The following is a 3347-nucleotide window of genomic DNA, read 5'->3' as shown; positions in this document are numbered from 1 at the left end:
GCGGCCCAGGTCCCAGGCCCGGAGGAGCTGGCGGACGGAGGTGTTGTCCCGATCGGTGAACTTGTAATCCCGGTGGAAAGCGGTCACGTGCCAGGGGATGTCGGGTGAGATGGCGGCGATGAAGTCGGCGATCGAGCGCAGCTCCTCGTCGGAATCATTCAGGCCGGGGACCACCAGGGTGACCACCTCCACCCAGAAGCCCAGCTCCCAGGCACGCTGGATCGTGTCCAGCACGTTCTGGCGTACACCGCCCAGCTGGCGGTAGGTGCGGTCGCTCATGGACTTGAGGTCCACCTTGTATCCGTCGGTATGGGGTCGCAGGTATTCCAGGGCCTCGGGGGTGGCGTTGCCGTTGGAGACGCAGGCGGTTTTGAGGCCCGCCTGGCGGGCGGGTTTGAATATCTCGACGGCCCACTCGATAGAGATGAGCGGTTCGTTGTAGGAGCTCACCACGGCCCTTGAGCGTGAGCGCTGGGCGGTGTCTACCACCCGTTCGGCAGAGATCTCGTCGGGGAGGACGCCCGCCCGCTCGTCCCGCAGGGCCTGGGATGAAAGCCAGTTCTGGCAGAAGGGGCAGTGGAAGCAGCACCCCAGCATGCCGAAGGTCAGGGCGTTGGTGCCGGGGAGGAAGTGGTACAAAGGCTTTTTCTCGATGGGATCGTTGTGCAGGCCCACCACGTAGCCGTGGGGCACCCAGAGGGTTCCCTCCCGATTGAACCGCACTTGGCAGATGCCGCGGCCGCCCTCGGAGATGCGGCAGCGGTGCGCACAGGCCAGGCAGCGGACCCGGCCCTCCGCCAGCGGCTCCACCAGCTGCGCCGCCTGCGTCAGCCGGTCGAGAGTGGCCTGGAGACTAGCAACAGACGCGCCTGTATTTTCAGTGGCTGGCATGGTTTAGGTGTCCCTGGGCGTGGCATAGGATAGCAGCTGGAATCGAGAATGTCAAGGGTGATGAGGCGATCGGCTTCCTGACAGCCGAACACCAGGTTCTGGTCAATCTCTAGCCGACGAGTTTCTCAGGCTTCCGCCAGGCTTTGCAGCTTGGCCAGCATTTCCTTGACGGTGGCCGCTGAGACGCGCCGGGCGAACAATCCGATTATTCGGCCGAAAATCCCGTAGGGCAGTTTGACCTCCTCCCAGAAGGTAAATCGGCTGCCGGACGGAGTGGCCTCCACGGTCCAGCTCTGTTCGTACCCCTTTACAAATTCTCCCGACGTCATCCTGAAAGCCAGCCGCTCATGCTCCACCCATTCCGTAACGCTGAAGTTCAGCTGCATGAGTCGGCTGCCGGCTCTTTCCTCGATGTACAGCGGTGTGCCCACGCCGCTGCGCTGATCGGAGAGATACTCGAATTTCTCGAAGGTGATGCACCACTCCAGGATCTTCTCTGGCTCCACCATGAAGGACCAGATTCCCTCAGGTGGCGCTGCAATTTCGATAAAATCCTGTACTTCCATTTTCCTTCCTCCTATGCATCCGGTTAAAAGTAAGGCGGAAGCCAGAAGTGAACCTGACAGTATCCACTTCCGTTTAGCTTTCATGGTTTGTTCCCCTTGCCTGTTAGCCACGCCGATTAACCCGGCGGATACAATATATTTACATTCCCTGCTTTTAAAATTTTGGTGTTGGTCATTTTCAGGGCAGATCGAGATATTCGCGCAAAATCACCCGGTACGCCGGATGATATGCCGTCCGGTATGGCTCGGAATGGTGCACCGCCGGGAATCCCTGCGACCGCATCTCGGCGAAAAAGGCCTTCAACTCACCGGGGGTGAACGGCAACTCATCGTCCTTGGCCATGGCCTCGGCGTAGGACCAGTAGCGCTTCAGGACAGCGGTTTTTCCCCGGAACTCGCTGGCGGTGCGGACAAAGGCTGCCACCAGGGCATCCGGGTTACCGCCCCTGCTCAGGTAGGGCCGCAGGTGAATCCGCACCAGCCGGCCATCTGGTGAAAGGGTATCGCTGAGTGGTTCCGTTATAGGCGCATACCTGAGGGTGGCGAGCTCCCGTGCCAGCTGCCTGCGTGCCGTGGGCAGGTCATAAACGGCATGTTCGCTGCCCAGGGCAGCCTGGTAGATGAACTTATAGAGGTCCTGCACCTGCATCTGGGGATAGCGCGCCAGCTGGCCGGCCAGGAGCTCATTGAAGCGGACTTCGTTTGCCGAGGGCCGGCCGCAGTCTATGAGAATCAGGAGTGTTAACAGAATAGAGCAGCCGGCCAGCACCATATCGATTTTCGGGCACTTGGCCCTGGTGATGAGCCGGGCAAGGAGGTCGATGGTTGCTGCTGTCAGGCTGGGGCTGAAGGATGGGTGATTGATAGACACGGTTGTATCCGGTTGTTCTTATTCCGGGCACGGCATTCAGGGATCAAGTGCATCATAGATTAAATACTCTACCTGACTTGAAAACCTAAATCTTATTAGCTAGTGCACTGGTACTGACTGATATTTTGATCGAATACTATCAACGTAATCCAGAAATTGGCGAACATTCTCAGGAATCCATTCGTCTTTGCATCGGACTGTTCCAGGAATTGAGAAGGTATTTTCTTGTTCCCCACTGCTCTGGATATAAATATCAATTGCCGCCCCGCCAACACAACCATCTTCTCCCTGCGGGAGCTCAACATCGGTTTGTTCGATGATATTTGTCGCTACATATACACTGTCCATAGCCTCGAGGTCTATGTCCGATACGGTGTTCTGCCATGCCGTTAAGGTATCATTAGACTGAGAGGTCACTTCGCAATAGGCAATTCTACCACTCGCTTGAATGACAGTTTTCATCTGAGGGGAATTAGGCATTAACATAACCTTTATCGAAAACCTGTATCTTTTCGAAATGGTAAGGATGAGCCTCATTTTCATTGGAAATGCAGCCGCTTGAAATCAAGAAGATTAAGCAAATTAGAATAGACAAAGGTTTTAAATGCATGCCGCATCCTCCATTCTTAAGTTGATAAACATCATTTAATTGTTATTGTTAGTTCTGTTCCCCAAGTATAGCGTCCTCGCCATCTGTTCATAATTCGTTCCTCTCATTACGTAGTACGGAAGGCCTTTGTTTGTATTATTCCCCTTCACCTGTGATAATTGGCTCCCACTCGCCGAAGGCCTCGATGTTGATACGTACCTGGGGATCAGTCTGATAGGTCTCATGCGAATTGTAGTACCATCCCAGGTATTCCGAGTCGCCGCCGCCCTGGGTGGTGATGAGGAAGCGGTTGGAGAGTTGCCCGATGTAGGTGGCCTGGTCCCGCGGTGACGGCTTATCGCCACGCGAAGCGTCTACGGGAATCCAGCCGTAATTAGGCAGGTAGACCTCCGCCCAGCGGTGGTAAACA

Annotated in this window: 5 protein-coding genes; all 5 read right to left on the bottom strand. The window is 56.0% G+C overall.

The genetic code is table 11. From position 1 onward, the window contains the following. A partial coding sequence (gene amrS, locus ACETWG_04430) for an AmmeMemoRadiSam system radical SAM enzyme (protein ID MFB0515838.1) occupies window positions 1-891 on the bottom strand: 891 nt, incomplete at its 3' end. Window positions 892-1016: 125 nt separating this feature from the next. After that, entirely contained in the window at window positions 1017-1457 is a 441-nt protein-coding gene (locus ACETWG_04425; GenBank protein ID MFB0515837.1) for an SRPBCC family protein, read from the bottom strand. 178 nt (window positions 1458-1635) lie between these two features. Next, on the bottom strand, window positions 1636-2328 hold the full coding sequence (locus ACETWG_04420; protein ID MFB0515836.1) for a hypothetical protein: 693 nt from the start codon (window positions 2326-2328) through the stop codon (window positions 1636-1638). A 99-nt stretch (window positions 2329-2427) separates the two neighbouring features. Beyond that, complete coding sequence (locus ACETWG_04415) at window positions 2428-2808, bottom strand: hypothetical protein (GenBank protein ID MFB0515835.1); 381 nt, start codon at window positions 2806-2808, stop codon at window positions 2428-2430. A 265-nt stretch (window positions 2809-3073) separates the two neighbouring features. Then, window positions 3074-3347, bottom strand: a 274-nt coding sequence (locus tag ACETWG_04410) for a transglutaminase (protein MFB0515834.1), incomplete at its 5' end; no start/stop codon positions are given.

This window comes from Candidatus Neomarinimicrobiota bacterium, from assembly GCA_041862535.1.
Classification (GTDB): Bacteria; Fidelibacterota; Marinisomatia; order SCGC-AAA003-L08; family TS1B11.
This window is presented reverse-complemented; position numbering and strand designations above follow the sequence as displayed.

What these genes read in the sequence shown, in the direction of transcription:
- ACETWG_04425 (MFB0515837.1), bottom strand. Translation starts at nt 1,457, where the DNA reads ATGGAAGTACAGGATTTTATCGAAATTGCAGCGCCACCTGAGGGAATC.
- ACETWG_04415 (MFB0515835.1), bottom strand. Translation starts at nt 2,808, where the DNA reads ATGCCTAATTCCCCTCAGATGAAAACTGTCATTCAAGCGAGTGGTAGA.